Genomic DNA, 13,685 nt, shown 5'->3' on the forward strand with positions numbered 1-13,685 from the left:
GTGGGGTCCCCAACACCCTGTGGCTATCCACCACCACCAACCCCCCCTGTCACTCCTGCCCCCTCACACACTCCGCCCCCCCCTTTTCGAGTCGAACGTGCGGGCCCTGGATACCCAACCGACAGCCAGAGACTCAGGCAGCGGCACCGTACTCGCTCGTCAGCCGCCGGACTTCGGCGTCCTTGAAGGCCTGCACCTCTTCCACGATCCCGCTCTTCGACAGATCGGCCACGGGGACGCAGAGGTCCATGCGCTGGATGCAGACGCCGAGCATGTACTCTCCCTGTTCAGTGAGGTACAGGCGGATGCCGTAGTAGCCCTCCTCGCAGTCCGTGTCGTTGTTGAACCGGCACGACGCGCAGGTGTCCGGGAGCCTTACGGGCAGCAGCCGCTTCACGTAGACCGCCCGGCCGCCGAGCGCCCGGTACAGGGTGCGCTCGTCGGAGGTGCCGGCGGTGAACGTCCGAAGCACCGGTTCCGCGCCGACCCGGGCCAGCACTTCGGAGATCGCCGCGGTCGACTCCGCCCCGTCCTGGATGCTGGTGAGCATCCGCACATCCGCGAACTGGCCGTACGACTCGACCAGGTTGACGACCCGGTCCACGTGGGCCATTCCGGGAACGACGATGTTCACCGAGACCTTCACGCCGTTGGAGACGGCGGACCGGACGGTCTGTTCCGCTGCCCGGATCTTCGCCTCGGCCAGGCCCGCAGACCTGAAACGCTCGGACTGAACGGCCTGGAGTTCTTCGGCGGTGGTGCCGAAGACCGAGACGTTGACCCGGTTGAGGCCGGCCACCGAACACTCCGGCATGACCTGCCGGCCCCGTTCCCCATTGCTGGTCATCCCGACGCTCAACCCCATGCCGGACAGCGCCGCGACCAGCGCGGGCACCTCCGTGTGGAGGGTGGGCTCCCCTCCCGTGAGGTGAACCTCGTCGGCGTCGAACGCCCTCGCCACGGTTCGCACCGCCCGCCGGAAGGACATGTCCGGGGCCATCCTGGCGGCGAGGAAACCGACACCGTTCGTCTCGCTGTAGATCGACACGCGCCCGGTCCTGCCCGGGCCCGCGACGAAGGGCAGTTCGGCGCGGCCCTGATTGTCGACGGTGACCGGCGTTCCCTCGTTGTGGCAGAACGTGCAGGCCAACCCGCAGTCGTCAATCACCTTGATGCGGATGGTCCTGTCCCGGACGACCCGGACTGCCGGGCGTTGGGTGACTGACAAGGCTCGTCTCCTGTCATTCGAACGTGAGCCGGGGAATCGCGTCGATGTCGATCCCGTACCGGCGGTAGACCTTGGTCGTGTTCTCGCTCGTGAGCTTCTCCAGAGAAAGCTTGAGCGCGAGGGCGGTCGCATGGACGTGTTCGGCGCTGTCGCCCTCGATCTCCAGGTAGGGGGGGATCAGCGGCCAGTGGTCGATCTCGACGGCCGCGCCGCCCAGCGTCCAGGAGGACCGGCGGTTCTCCTGGTACGCCTTCGGCTGGTAGCCGAGCTTGCCGAGGAGCGTGTTCGTGGCGTCGAAGCCACCTACGGTCGTCTCCGTTTCGGTCACGCCGTCGATCGCATCGGAGTGGATCTCCTTGACGCACAACGTGACGTCGGTGCCGGTGTCACGCAGCCGGACCCACGCGCCCGGCCGACCGGGGATGTCGTAGACGTAGCGGCGCTGGAAGCGGTCGACCACGTGCTCAGCCCCGGCCTCGGTCAGGAGCACGCGGATCTTCTCCGGATCGACGTTGAGGATCTTCGCTTCGAACTCAGTTGCGGTCATGGGGAATTGCCTTCCTCAGCGCGGTACGGGCAGATGAGCGCACGGTATCGGCGATGCTGTGAGCCACCTCATCAGGCGTGCGGTCGGTGCCGTCGACCCGCAGCAGTCCGAACGCCCGGTACACACGGGAGCTTTCGGCCGCGTTCGGCTCCTCCCGCCGGTGCCAGGAGCTCAGCGTTCCCAGCTCGGCCCGCCGACGAAGCCGCTCCTGGCGGACGCGTTCGTCCACCTCCAACAAAATCGGCACGTGCGGGACGAGAGCCCCCTCCGGGTACTCCGGCACACAGTCGTGACCCATCGCCCTGTGTGTGGCGATGGTGCGCGGGAAGTAGGACTCGACCACCACCGTCCGACCGCCCTTGATGAGCACCCTGGCGGTCTCGGACTTGATGTGGTTGGCCATCATCCACCAGTGGAACCGCGCCGGCAGGATGTCGGCGGCGTCGACTTCCACACGCATGCGGGGGAACGTCGGCAATGTGCCGTCCGCGAGGTGAACGCCACCGAGAAGGCTGGCGACCAGCGGGGCGACGGTGGTCTTCCCACTCGCGCTGAGACCGTCGACGGTGACGAAGAACCCTCGGGTCACGTCCATGTGAACTCCATATCCCTGTTCGGGCTTGTCATCGCAGCCCCCAGTTCCACGGGGCCGGGTGGGCACCGCGCAGGCATGTGATCCGGTGGGCCGCCTCCTGGCGGATGTTGGCGTCGAGGTGGGCGCGGCGCACCGTTTCCATCACTGCGGTGAGGACGACGATGTCGCGCACGACCTGATAGCCGGACCAGGCGCCGATGTAGGGGTGGTCCAGGGGCCGGCCCTCCCGTTCGTACGAGAGGTAGGTGTCGGCGTAGGTCCGGTGGTCTTCGCGGGGGCCGATGAGCAGTTCGGAGCGCCAGCGGGCGGCGACCAGGTCCCACTCGCGGTGGCCGCGCGTCAGCGGGCGGCGTAGCAGGAGCCCGACGTGGACTCCGTCGTCGTGGCAGGGGGCCATCCCGAGGGCTCCGAGGATGACGGTGTCCGGTGTCGGCCAGTCGAGGAAGTCCCACTCCTCACGCAGTTGGGCCGCGTGGTCGCGCAGGAAACTCCTGGAGGCCGTGTTCAGCGGAGCGTCGTCCAGGCCGTCCAGCAGCCCGGCGAACGGATCGTGCTCCCTGAGCCACGGGGCCGTCCTGGGGTCGGTCCGGTGCGTGAGGGCGGTCACCCATGCGGACAGGGACGCGTCGGCGCTCGGCTTCCCGGGGGCCTGCCAGAAGGTCACGGCCCGGCCCTCGGCAGACATGCGGACGTCGGTGTACCGGGGGGAGGTCACGGGGACCTGATGCTGTCGCAGGAACTGCGCGCCCTTGATGAGCGCCCCGGCCTCGTCCAGATCGGGGTGGACGATGGCGAGCGCGCGTGAAGTGGGCAGCGACCACAGGTGGTTCGGGCTGTCGCTGACCAGCTCGGCCTTTGCGACGTCGCCACCGGTGGCCACGCCCGCCTGCGTCAGGGCCTCGAAGGACGCCGCAATGTCCAGTCTGCGGGCCGGGGTTGTGGTCTTGAGCAGCGTCCTGGTGCGCGGTCCGACGCTCACGGCGTGGCCCTTGGGTGCGGAATGAGCGAATGGACGGGACCGCAGGTCGGCCCGGTCCGCGCCAGGACCAACGGGCCGCCCCTCCCCACTCTGGGCGGCCGAGACCGGAACTCCCGCGCGACGGTGTCCGAGCGCAGCGTCCCGCCCCGTTGGCCGGTCCGTTCGACCACCGCGGCCGCCGGCCGCACCGGATCGGGCAGCTCGATCTCAGACCAGATCTCCTTGCCGCCCTCGGGGAGGCTCTCGACACCGAACCGGGACACGACCCCCATGACCAGCCCCAGGCCGCGCCCACAGGTCGCTTCGTCGCCCAGCGACCGGCGCTCGGGCCTGCCGCTGCCCGGGTCGGACACGGACACTCGCAGCACACCCATGGTGTACGCCAGCGAGGCGGTCAGCTTCAGATCCGGCCGATCACCACCGCAGCCGTGCAGCACGGCGTTGGCGCCGAGTTCGGACAGCACGAGTTCCACGTCGCCCAGCAGGTCACCGCGCTGCCGGTCGTCCAAGCCGAGACCCAGCAGTGGCACGGCCGTACGGGCCCAGCGGCGGAGATCGCCGATGCGTTCCCGTTGAGCGGGGAACCTCGTGGTGATGATGCGTGATCCAGGCTCCATCAGGGCGCCTCACTCACTCGGGGTCTGGGACCGTCGGGAGAACATCCCTACTGGTGCCCGAACATGACGGAACATTCGAAGTGCGGCATGTGACTGCCTTGCACGAACAGCAAACCGTCGAAGGTGGCTGGGAGTAAGGTGTCGGCTACCTTCCGCTGTTAAACCGGTTAAACGGCATCGCCAGGAGACCCCATGGGGCGTACCCGCCAGCCCAACTCGCGGCTGGGCCAGCTCATCCGGGAAACGGGCAGACCAAACGAAGCCCTCGCCCGGGCCTTGTGCGCCGTCGCGGCCAGTCACAACGATCCGGCACGACCGAGTCGGGCATCCGTCACGCAGTGGGTCCGCCAAGGCGTCATTCCCTCCGGGAACATCCCACAGCACCTCGCGCAGGTACTCACCACCTGGCTGAACCGTGACATCACCCTGTCTGCGATGGGGTTCGGAGACGAGCAACCGGATCTACGCGACTGGGGTTTGGATACGCTGAAGGCCCTGGCGGCTCTCGGACGGATCGACGTTGACGTGGAACGCAGACAGCTCCTCCGCACCCTCACGTACTCGCTCGGGACGCTGAGCATCCCGCCCGACCATTGGTGGGAGCAGATGGCCCGAACGGAGAGTCGCGGCATCACACAACGCCGGGCCGGTCAGGCCGATGTGGATGCCGTCCGGGACGTGGCAAGGCTGTTCTCCCAGCTCGACCAGCGCCGTGGCGGCGGGCACGGGCGCACGGCGGTCGCGCAGTACCTCCTCACGGATGTCGGAGAGTTCCTCCAAGGAACCTTCTCCTCCGACCTGATTCGGCGGGACATGTTCTCCGCAGCATCCGAACTCGCCTACCTGGCCGGGTGGACGGCGTTCGACAACGGCGAGCACCCCGCCGCCCAGCACTACTACACCGTCGCCGTGAAACTGGCGGCCGAGGCCGACGACCCCGCGATGGCCGGGCACATTCTGCGCGCCATGGCTCACCAAGCGGTCGACCTCCGGAAACCGCACCATGCCGTCAGGGTCGCCGAGGCATCGATGGCCGGCGACCGGTACCGGCTCGCCGGCCATCGCGAACGGTCCCTGCTCGGCGTCGTCCATGCACGTACCCTGGCCTCTGCGGGGCGCACTGCTGAGGCGAACGCCGCGCTGCTCCAGGCCGAACGCGATCTGTCGGCAGCCTCGCCCGGTGACGACGAACCACCCCGGGTGTTCTTCTTCGGCGAGGCTTCCTTGGCACACGAGACCGCGTCGGCGCTCCGCGACCTCGGCGACCTGGAAGGCGCAGCGAAGGAGTTCGAGCGCAGCGTCGCGACCCGTAAGGCTTCCACGTTCACCAGGACCCACGCGGTCACCCTCGGCCACCTGGGCCTCGTGAAGGCCGGGCAGCACTCCATCGAGGAGGCCTGCACCATCTGGTCCCAGTCGCTCGACGCCATGCAGACCGTCCGCTCCGCCCGCACCCGCGAAGTCGCTCTACAAATTCGCAGTGCGCTTTCGCCCTATCGCGGACGGAAGGTGCAGCACATCGACGCCGTCGACAGGCGCGCCGCCGACTATCTGGCAGCCACCATCTGACCCGCCGTTCTGGCGCGGTCCGTTCACAGGAGGGGAAACACGTGGGTGATGTCTTCAGCGTGGAAGCGCTCGGACGCGTTGTGGGAGGCCGTACGGAACCGACCGACGACCGCTGGGGAGGGACCCGCGCCATCATCCGGCTGGACGGCGACAGGTTTCCGCTCGACGCGACGAAGGGGCTGGAGGAGTTCTCCCACCTCGACGTGATCTTCCGGTTCCACAGGACCGACCCGGCCGATCTGAACTTCGGTGCCCGCCGTCCCCGGGACAACCCGGACTGGCCCGAGGTCGGCGTGTTCGGCCACCGGAACATGCGGCGCATCAACTGGCTCGGGTCCTCCCGCTGCCGCCTCCTCAAGGTCGACGGCCTGGACCTGCACGTCGAGGACCTGGACGCCATCGACGGCACCCCGGTCCTCGAAGTGAAGCCCTGGTTCGAGGAGTTCGGACCGCGCGGAGAAGTGCGCCAGCCCGCGTGGACCACGGAGATGCTCCGCGACTACTTCGCCCCGGCGCCTCCCGCGCCCTGACCATCGGCATCGCCTCGCCCGTTTCGGCTGCCCCTTCTCCACGAGAAGTCGACCTGATCGACTTCTCGTGCAGCCGCTCACAATTCCGGTGCCGCTCCGGCCCGCCGAGGCCGCACGGGGGTGGGGGGTAGGAAGCCACCGGATACGCCAGGGGCCCGCACGTTCGGGGTGAACGGGCGGGCCCCTGGCGTTCGGCGGTCAGCCCACCGAGGAGTAGGCGATGATGCCGCGGCGCAGGCCGTCGACGGCCTTGCGGGCCGTCCGGCGCAGTTCGGCGTCCTCGCCGGCCGCGTCCTGGATCTGGCCGAGGACGTCGATCAGTTGCTTGGTCCAGCGGACGAAGTCGCCGGCCGGCATGTCGGCGTCGCGCAGCACCTGGTCCAGGCTGTGGCCGAGGGCCCAGCGGTGGGCGGCCCAGGCGAAGCCGAGGTCGGGCTCGCGCTGGCCGACGCCCTCGGCGGTGTTGATCCGGTGCTGCTCCTCCAGGGCGTCCAGGTGGCCCCAGATCCGGACCATCTGGCCGAGCGCCTCCTTGGCCGCGCCCTCCGGCACCCGGGGGGCGGTGGCGTCGTCGGACTGGCGCGCCTCGTAGACCAGCGCCGAGGCGCAGGCGGCGAGTTCGGCGGCGTCCAGGCCGCTCCAGACGCCTTCGCGGATGCACTCGGAGGCGAGCAGGTCGAGTTCGCCGTAGAGCCGGCCGAGGCGCTTGCCGTCGTCGGTGACGGTGTCGCCGCTCAGGTAGCCGAGGTCGGTGAGCAGCCCGCAGACGCGGTCGAAGGTGCGGGCGATGGTGTGGGTGCGGGAGCGCATCCGGCGTTCCAGCGCCTCGGTGTCGCGGTGCAGGCGGTGGTAGCGCTCGGCCCAGCGGGCGTGGTCCTCGCGCTCGTCGCAGCCGTGGCAGGGGTGCTGGCGCAGTTCGGTGCGCAGCCGGGTGATCTCCTGGTCGTCGGCGGCGGCCGCGCGGCCCCGACGGAACCGCTCGGGTTCGAGGTGGCCGGCCTTGGTGCGCAGCGCGGAGGCGAGGTCCCGGCGGGACTGCGGGCTGCGCGGGTTGAAGGACTTGGGGATGCGTACCCGCTCGACGGCGGCGACCGGGTACGGGAAGTCGATCATGGCGAGCCGCTTGACCTGCCGCTCGGCGGTGAGCACCACCGGGCGGGGCCCGTCCTGGAAGTCGGGGTGGCGGCCGACCCGGCCGTTGCGGCTGACCGGCGGCAGGCCCGGGTCGAGGACCAGGGCGAGACCGGCGAACTTGCCGGTGGGGACGTGGATGACGTCGCCCGGCTTGAGCTGCTCGATCGACTCGACGGCGGCCGCGCGGCGCTGGCCGCTGCCCTCGCGGGCGAGTTCGTTCTCCCGGTCCTTGAGTCGGCGGCGCAGGTCCATGTACGCGTCGAAGTCGCCGAGGTGGCAGGTCATCGACTCGCGGTAGCCCTCCAGCCCCTCTTCGTTGCGCTGGACCTGGCGGGCGATGCCGACCACCGAGCGGTCGGCCTGGAACTGGGCGAAGGAGGTTTCCAGCAGTTCGCGCGAGCGGTGCCGGCCGAACTGGGAGACCAGGTTGACGGCCATGTTGTAGGACGGCCGGAACGAGGACTTGAGCGGGTAGGTGCGGGTGCCGGCCAGGCCGGCCAGCGCCTCCGGGTCGAGGCCGCGCTGCCAGAGCACCACGGCGTGGCCCTCGACGTCGATGCCTCGGCGCCCGGCCCGGCCGGTGAGCTGGGTGTACTCGCCGGGGGTGATGTCGGCGTGGGTCTCGCCGTTCCACTTGACCAGCTTCTCCATGACCACCGAGCGGGCGGGCATGTTGATGCCGAGCGCCAGGGTCTCGGTCGCGAAGACGGCCTTGACCAGGCCCTTCACGAACAGCTCCTCGACCACCTCCTTGAACCGCGGCAGCATCCCGGCGTGGTGGGCGGCGATGCCGCGCTCCAGCCCGTCCAGCCACTCGAAGTAGCCGAGGACGTGCAGGTCCTCGTCGGGGATGTCGGCGCAGCGCTCCTCGACGAAGGCCCGGACGACGGCGCGGTCGGCGTCCTTGTTGAGCCGCAGGCCGGAGCTGAGGCACTGCTGGACGGCGGCCTCGCAGCCGGCCCGGCTGAAGATGAAGGTGATCGCGGGCAGCAGGCCCTCGGCGTCGAGCCGGTCGATGACGTCCACCCGACCCGGCGTCCAGACCCGGCCGGGGCGCCCGTTGGGCATGCTGCGGCCCCGGCCGCGGCCGAACCGGTCGCGCGGGTTGCGGTCCAGCTCGGAGCGGGCGAGCCGGACCAGCTCGGGGTTGACGGCCTTGCCCGGGTTGCGCGGGCCGTCCTTGGGGCGGCCGTCCCGGTCGGGGTTGGCGAACAGGTCGTACATCCGGTTGCCGGCCATCACGTGCTGCCACAGCGGCACGGGCCTGGTCTCGGAGACGATCACCCGGGTGCCGCCGCGCACGGTGTCCAGCCAGTCGCCGAACTCCTCGGCGTTGGAGACGGTCGCGGAGAGCGAGACGAGGGTGACCGACTCGGGGAGGTGGATGATGACCTCCTCCCAGACGGCGCCGCGGAAGCGGTCGGCGAGGTAGTGCACCTCGTCCATGACGACGTAGCCGAGGCCGTCGAGGGTGCTGGAGCCCGCGTAGAGCATGTTGCGCAGCACCTCGGTGGTCATGACCACCACGGGGGCGTCGCCGTTGACGGTGTTGTCGCCGGTGAGCAGGCCGACCTTGGCGGCGCCGTAGCGCTTGACCAGGTCGCCGTACTTCTGGTTGGACAGCGCCTTGATGGGCGTGGTGTAGAAGCACTTGCGGCCGCCCAGGAGGGCCAGGTGCACGGCGAACTCGCCGACGATGGTCTTGCCCGAGCCGGTGGGCGCGGCGACCAGGACGCCCGAGCCGGCCTCCAGCGCCTCGCAGGCCTCCAGCTGGAAATCGTCCAGCGGGAAGTCGTACAGCTGCTGGAAGCCGTGGAGCGCGGTCGCCTGCTCCTTGGCCCGGCGGCGGCTGGCCGCGTACGCCTCGGCGGGGCTGAGCTCCTGGTCGTCGTGGGGCTGGGGCTCGGGGGTGTTCATCGCCGTCCGGGTGTGGTTGGTGTGATCTCGCATCTCAGCGAGAGGTTACCCGGCGGCACTGACATCGATAGCACCGTTTTTCCGTGCGACTTTCCGTACGGCTTCCGTGCGGCTTCCATGGGACGGGATCGGCCGCGGGATCATTCCGGGATCGCTTCCCTCTCACATCCATAGTTGCAAACATCTTCAAGTGATCAGAGTCCGACCAGCTTCGGACGTCTCCGGTCATCCCCGGTGGACGGCCGCCGGTCTCCCTACCGTCGTTGCCACGGCGGAGCCACCGCCACCAACTCACGGGAGGACACCGACGATGGCGAACCTGGAGACGTCCCTCAAAGAGGCCATGGGGATCGACGGCGCGATCGGCGTCGCCCTGGTCGACTACGGCAGCGGCATGGCGCTCGGCAGCCTCGGCGACGGCGGCGAACTGGACCTCAACGTCGCCGCCGCCGGGAACACCGACGTGGTCCGCGCCAAGATGCGGGCGATGGAGATGCTCAACCTGCACGACAACGAGATCGAGGACATCCTGATCAGCCTCACCAACCAGTACCACCTGGTCCGACCGATCACCACGCCCACCGGGCGCGGCCTCTTCCTCTTCCTGGCGCTCAACCGCGGCCGCTCCAACCTCGCGATGGCCCGCCACCAGCTCAAGCGGATCGAACTCTCGCTGGAGATCTGAGCGGACCGACCCCAGGGAAGGGGGGACTCGTGGCGGTAGCGCTCTACCAGGCCAAGGCCGAGTTCTTCCGGATGCTCGGCCATCCCGTCCGGATCCGGGTGCTGGAACTGCTGCAGGCCGGACCGACGCCCGTCCGCGGGCTGCTCGCCGAGCTGGAGGTCGAACCCTCCAGCCTCTCCCAGCAGCTCGCGGTGCTGCGCCGGTCCGGCATCGTCACCGCCACCCGGGAGGGCAGCACGGTGGTGTACGCGCTGGCCGGCGGCGACGTCGCCGACCTGCTGCGAGCGGCCCGGCAGATCCTCACCGGGCTGCTCGCCGACCAGAACCTGCTGCTCGCCGAGCTGCGGGCCAGCTCCGAACGGGCCGGCTCCGAGCGAGCCAGCCCAGAGTAGCTACGTGCGAGCCGGCCCGGAATAACCGCGCGCGCAGGCCGGCCCCCGCGCGCCGGTCAGCCCTTCAGCAGGTCGGCCAGCCCGTCCGCCAGCCGCTCGTACTCCCGCGGCCGGTTGTACAGCTGCGCGCTGACCCGCAGCACCCCGCCGCCGGCCCACGGGCGGATCGCGATCCGGGTGCCGAGCCGCTGCCACACCTCGTCCCGCAGCGGTTTCACGTCCTGCTCCGCCTCGACGCACCCGGCCGGCAGCCGGACGGAGCGCATCCAGACCCCGGGCGTAGCGGGCAGCGGCGCCAGGCCGGCCCGCTCGGCGAGCACCCGCTGGCCGTACCCGGCGAGTGCGGCGTTGTGCGCGGCCACCGCCTCGGGGCCGAGCTCGCGCAGCAGCTCGAACCCGGCCGGGGCGGCGAGCCAGCCCGTGTAGTCGCAGGTGCCGCGCCATTCGACGTTCCACGGGAAGCCCCGGTCGTGCTCCCAGGAGAAGGTCAGCGGGCGCACCCGGTCCACCCACTCCGGGCGGACGGCGAGCACGCCGGTGCCGCGCGGGGCGAAGGCCCACTTGTGCAGGTTGCCGAACCAGAAGTCGGCGTTCGGGTCGACCGGGGCGGGCAGCATGCCGGGGGCGTGGGCGCCGTCCACGACGGTGGTCACGCCGCGTTCGCGCAGGTCGGCGAGCAGGCCCGGGCCTGCGATCAGGCGGGCGGTGGGCGAGGTGATCTGGTCCAGCACCGCGACGGTGACGCGCTCGTCGACGGCGGCGAGCACCGCCTCCCGGACGGCCTGCTCGTCGGGGGTGTCCAGCGGCAGTTCGACCTCGACCACCTCGGCGCCGGTCTCGGCGGCCCGGCGCTCGGCGGCCCGGGTGACCACGCCGTAACCGTGGTCGGTGACCAGGATCCGGTCGCCGGGCGCGAACGGGATGGTGTCCAGGGCGATCGCGACCGCCTCGGTGACGTTGGAGACCAGGGCGAGCCGGTCCGGGTCGACGGCCAGGTCGGCGGCGATCCTGGTGCGCGCCGCGCCGACCCGGGCCGGCAGGTCGGCGAAGAAGCCGTCCGGGTCCAGCTCGTGTTCGGCGCGCAGCCGCTGCTGCGCCCGCTGCACGGGGACGGGCACCGCGCCGTACGAACCGTGGTTCAGGTGCGCCGCGTCCGGCGAGATGCCGAACAGCCCGTCGGCCGCGGGCAGCGGGGCCGGGGGTTCGACGGTCCACAGGTCCTCGATCACGGCATCCTCCCCATTGTGGTGTGTGACATTTCACATGACAGGGTACTGGTCGGGTGGCGTGCTCCGATACGACGATCGGGCCGTGACCATCACCGACCCCTTCCTGTCGCTCAGCGCCCGCACCGGCCGGTTCACCTTCGGTGCGCCGCGCGCGTTCACCCTCGCCGAGGACGGTACCCGGCTGCTGCTGCTCCGCTCGACCGGTTCCGAGGATCCGGTCGACCGCCTGCACCTGCTCGACACCGCCACCGGCGAGGAACGACTGGTCGCCGACCCGGCCGTCCTCGCCCCCGGGCGCACCGGCCGCCGCGACGACCTGCCCGCCGTCGAACGACGGCTGCGCGAACGCACCCGCCTGGTCGCCGCCGGCATCGGCACGTACGCGGCCACCGCCGACCTCGCGACCGCCGTCCTCGCCCTCGACGGCCGGCTGTTCCGGATCGACACCGCCACCGGCGCCGGCACCGAACTGCCCGTCGCCGGGCCCGCGTTCGACCCCCGGCCGGACGCCGCCGGCGAACGCGTCGCCTACGTCGCCGACGACGCCCTGTACGTCACCCCCGACCTCGAACCGCTCTCCCCCGCCGACGGCGCCCGCTGGGGCGTCGCCGAGTTCGCCGCCGCCGAGGAGCTCGGCCGCTCCCGCGGCCACTGGTGGCGCCCCGACGGCGGCGCGCTGCTGGCCGCCCGGGTGGACGAATCCGCCCTCCCCCGGCGCTACTTCGCCGACCCCGCCCACCCCGACGAGCCCGCCGAGGACTTCGCCTACCCGCAGGCCGGCGGCCCCAACGCGGACGTCCAGCTCTGGGTCCTCGGCCTCGACCGCAGCCGGGTACGGCTCCGCTGGGACGCCGCCGCGTTCCCGTACCTCTGCGCCGCCACCTGGGCCTCCGACCAGGAACTGCTGCTCACCGTCGCCGACCGGCTCCAGCAGCACGTCCTGCTGCTGACCGCCGACCCGGCCACCGGCGAGACCCGCGAACTCTCCCGCACCACCGACGAGTTCTGGGTCGACGACCTGCCCGGCACCCCCGCCCGGCTGGCCGACGGCCGGCTGCTCACCGCCCACGACACCCCGCAGGCCCGCGGCCTCGCCCTGGACGGCAAGCCGCTGGACACCACCGGGCTCCAGATCCGCCGGGTGGTCGGGCACCTGGACGGCCGGCTGCTCTGCGAGACCGGCCAGGGCGACCCGGCCGACCAGTACGTCCACCTGGTCGACCCGGACGGCGGCGCACCCGAACCCGTCACCACCGGCCCCGGCGTGCACTCCGCACTCGCCGCCGGCCGCACCCTGCTGCTCACCACCGCCGACGCCGACGGCATCCGGCGCCGACTGCTGCGCGACGGCTCGCTCGACGCCTCACCCGACGGCCCCGCGCTGCCACTCACCGACCTGAGCGCCACCCTCCCCTACCGGGTGCGGCCACGGCTCGCCCGGGTCACCGAACTCGGCCTGCCCACCGCCGTGGTGTACCCGCGCAACCACGTCCCCGGCCGCCGGCTGCCGGTGCTGCTGGACGTCTACGGCGGGCCCGGCTTCCAGGCCGTGGCGGCCGAGCCGCGCCGCTGGCAGCTCCGCCAGTGGTGGGCCGACCAGGGCTTCGCCGTCGTCACCACCGACAACCGCGGCACCCCGTTCGTCTCGCCGGAGTTCACCCGGGCGATCTTCCGCCGCTTCTCCCAGGTGGCGCTGGACGACCAGGTGAACGCCCTGCGGGCGCTCGCCGGACAGCACCCCGACCTCGACCTCGGCCGGGTCGGCGTGCGCGGCTGGTCGTACGGCGGGTACTTCGCGGCGCTCGCCGTGCTGCGCCGCCCGGACGTCTTCCACGCCGCCTGCGCGGGCGCCCCGCCCACCGACTTCCGGCACTACGACACCGCGTACACCGAGCGCTACCTCGCGCTGCCGCAGGACAACCCGGAGGGCTACGCCGACGACTGCCTGGTCACCGACGCGCCCGGGCTGACCCGGCCGCTGCTGCTGATCCACGGGCTGGCCGACGACAACGTCCACCCCTCGCACACCCTGCTGCTCTCCGAGGCGCTCACCAAGGCCGGCCGCCCGCACAGCGTGCTGCCGCTGCCGGGCGTCACCCACATGACCCCGGGCGGGGTGAACGAGCAGGTCACCCAGGCCGAACTCGCCTTCCTGCGGGCGTCCTTGGGCTGAGCCGCCGGATTCGCGGGCAGGGGCGTCGCACCGGTGGTGCGGCGCCCTTCGCCTTGCCCGCACCTCTTCCACGTGACCCGTGACATGTGA

12 protein-coding genes are annotated in these 13,685 nt (G+C 71.3%); 5 read left to right on the plus strand and 7 right to left on the minus strand.

Annotation, left to right across the window (positions count from 1 at the left end):
- Positions 1-133: 133 nt before the first annotated feature.
- Genes ACFV6D_RS11195 through ACFV6D_RS11215 form a run of 5 tightly spaced genes read right to left on the minus strand, consistent with a single transcriptional unit; the run spans position 134 to position 3,966 of the window.
- A complete protein-coding gene (locus tag ACFV6D_RS11195) occupies positions 134-1,228 on the minus strand; it encodes a radical SAM protein (protein ID WP_380559327.1) in 1,095 nt (364 codons plus the stop codon).
- A 13-nt stretch (positions 1,229-1,241) separates the two neighbouring features.
- Complete coding sequence (locus tag ACFV6D_RS11200; protein WP_380559329.1) at positions 1,242-1,775, minus strand: class IV adenylate cyclase; 534 nt, start codon at positions 1,773-1,775, stop codon at positions 1,242-1,244.
- A complete protein-coding gene (locus tag ACFV6D_RS11205) occupies positions 1,762-2,370 on the minus strand; it encodes a hypothetical protein (protein WP_380559331.1) in 609 nt (202 codons plus the stop codon). Before ACFV6D_RS11205 ends, ACFV6D_RS11200 begins: the two co-directional genes overlap by 14 nt.
- A 28-nt stretch (positions 2,371-2,398) precedes the next feature.
- A complete protein-coding gene (locus ACFV6D_RS11210; protein ID WP_380559333.1) occupies positions 2,399-3,349 on the minus strand; it encodes a hypothetical protein in 951 nt (316 codons plus the stop codon).
- Entirely contained in the window at positions 3,346-3,966 is a 621-nt protein-coding gene (locus ACFV6D_RS11215; RefSeq protein ID WP_380491703.1) for an ATP-binding protein, read from the minus strand. Before ACFV6D_RS11215 ends, ACFV6D_RS11210 begins: the two co-directional genes overlap by 4 nt.
- A gap of 192 nt (positions 3,967-4,158) precedes the next feature.
- Here ACFV6D_RS11215 and ACFV6D_RS11220 point away from each other — a divergent pair, with 192 nt between their 5' ends.
- Positions 4,159-5,535: a Tat pathway signal protein gene (locus ACFV6D_RS11220; protein WP_380559335.1), complete on the plus strand. Its 1,377-nt coding sequence runs from the start codon at positions 4,159-4,161 to the stop codon at positions 5,533-5,535.
- 41 nt (positions 5,536-5,576) lie between these two features.
- Positions 5,577-6,065, plus strand: coding sequence for an SAM-dependent methyltransferase (locus tag ACFV6D_RS11225; protein ID WP_380559337.1), 489 nt, complete (start codon positions 5,577-5,579; stop codon positions 6,063-6,065).
- 198 nt (positions 6,066-6,263) lie between these two features.
- Here ACFV6D_RS11225 and ACFV6D_RS11230 read toward each other — a convergent pair whose 3' ends face one another.
- Positions 6,264-9,116: a DEAD/DEAH box helicase gene (locus ACFV6D_RS11230; protein WP_380559378.1), complete on the minus strand. Its 2,853-nt coding sequence runs from the start codon at positions 9,114-9,116 to the stop codon at positions 6,264-6,266.
- A gap of 310 nt (positions 9,117-9,426) precedes the next feature.
- On the opposite strand from ACFV6D_RS11230, the gene ACFV6D_RS11235 reads away from it, so the two are divergent.
- Positions 9,427-9,801: a hypothetical protein gene (locus tag ACFV6D_RS11235; RefSeq protein WP_063346882.1), complete on the plus strand. Its 375-nt coding sequence runs from the start codon at positions 9,427-9,429 to the stop codon at positions 9,799-9,801.
- A gap of 29 nt (positions 9,802-9,830) precedes the next feature.
- Positions 9,831-10,193 (plus strand): ArsR/SmtB family transcription factor, encoded by a 363-nt coding sequence (locus ACFV6D_RS11240; protein ID WP_380559339.1) that lies wholly within the window; start codon positions 9,831-9,833, stop codon positions 10,191-10,193.
- A gap of 56 nt (positions 10,194-10,249) precedes the next feature.
- Here the strand turns inward: ACFV6D_RS11240 and ACFV6D_RS11245 are convergent, their stop codons facing one another.
- Positions 10,250-11,422 carry an aminotransferase class V-fold PLP-dependent enzyme gene (locus ACFV6D_RS11245; protein WP_244293311.1) on the minus strand — a complete coding sequence of 391 codons (1,173 nt, stop codon included), beginning with the start codon at positions 11,420-11,422 and terminating at the stop codon, positions 10,250-10,252.
- A gap of 82 nt (positions 11,423-11,504) precedes the next feature.
- On the opposite strand from ACFV6D_RS11245, the gene ACFV6D_RS11250 reads away from it, so the two are divergent.
- The gene (locus tag ACFV6D_RS11250; RefSeq protein WP_380559341.1) at positions 11,505-13,595 is read left to right on the plus strand and encodes a prolyl oligopeptidase family serine peptidase; all 2,091 of its coding nucleotides are present in this window, start codon (positions 11,505-11,507) and stop codon (positions 13,593-13,595) included.
- Positions 13,596-13,685: the final 90 nt, after the last annotated feature.

It is taken from the genome of Kitasatospora sp. NPDC059812 (assembly GCF_042732075.1).
Classification (GTDB): Bacteria; Actinomycetota; Actinomycetes; order Streptomycetales; family Streptomycetaceae; genus Kitasatospora.

Excerpts from the sequence above, each read along its gene's own strand:
- ACFV6D_RS11215 (WP_380491703.1), bottom strand. The coding sequence starts at position 3,966 with ATGGAGCCTGGATCACGCATCATCACCACGAGGTTCCCCGCTCAACGG.
- ACFV6D_RS11230 (WP_380559378.1), bottom strand. The coding sequence starts at position 9,116 with ATGAACACCCCCGAGCCCCAGCCCCACGACGACCAGGAGCTCAGCCCC.
- ACFV6D_RS11235 (WP_063346882.1), top strand. The coding sequence starts at position 9,427 with ATGGCGAACCTGGAGACGTCCCTCAAAGAGGCCATGGGGATCGACGGC.
- ACFV6D_RS11220 (WP_380559335.1), top strand. The coding sequence starts at position 4,159 with ATGGGGCGTACCCGCCAGCCCAACTCGCGGCTGGGCCAGCTCATCCGG.
- ACFV6D_RS11200 (WP_380559329.1), bottom strand. The coding sequence starts at position 1,775 with ATGACCGCAACTGAGTTCGAAGCGAAGATCCTCAACGTCGATCCGGAG.
- ACFV6D_RS11205 (WP_380559331.1), bottom strand. The coding sequence starts at position 2,370 with ATGGACGTGACCCGAGGGTTCTTCGTCACCGTCGACGGTCTCAGCGCG.